The sequence below is a fragment of the Thermococcus sp. M36 genome, from assembly GCF_012027355.1.
Classification (GTDB): domain Archaea; phylum Methanobacteriota_B; class Thermococci; order Thermococcales; family Thermococcaceae; genus Thermococcus.
The window spans coordinates 1-493 of the sequence record NZ_SNUH01000134.1 but is presented as its reverse complement, the minus strand read 5'-3'; the positions used below and the strand labels follow the sequence as shown (position 1 = coordinate 493).

Annotated in this window: 1 protein-coding gene; it reads left to right on the top strand. The window is 27.4% G+C overall.

Annotation, left to right across the window (positions count from 1 at the left end; translation table 11 throughout):
* Positions 1–493, top strand: a 493-nt coding sequence (locus E3E36_RS11670) for a hypothetical protein (RefSeq protein ID WP_167895557.1), incomplete at both ends; no start/stop codon positions are given.

The window sequence follows — 493 nt, the reverse complement described above, 5'->3', positions numbered from 1 at the left end:
TATTCTGTTAATAATCTTATATTTTACTAAAATCAATGCACAAAATTTAATTCCTTCAAAAAATTTTTCGGCACAAAAAAATTTTTCACCAGAAAAAATTTATAAAGAATTTACATCAGGTGAACAAGAATCTTCCCCTAAGGAAACAGATGATTTTGAAACACTAGTTAAATATTATAATCGAAATAAAAAAGATGATTTGCATAAAACTGAGTGTGAAAACGCATTAAAATTTATTAAAAATAAACTTATGGATAGTTCAAGAAAACAAAGCCCTTTTAAATTATTAGGAAATGCAGGAGCAGGAAATATAACAGCGGATAATTTACAAAAAACTATTGGTAGTATGTCAATTGGTTGCCAAGTTAGAATAGGCCCTTATTATTTGTCGGAAAGTGAGAGCTATGTAAATTCTTGGTATATATATGCATTATGGAATACCAAAATTGGCACATCTTCAGATAGCTCCATATTACAAAAAAATGTTTTGTTC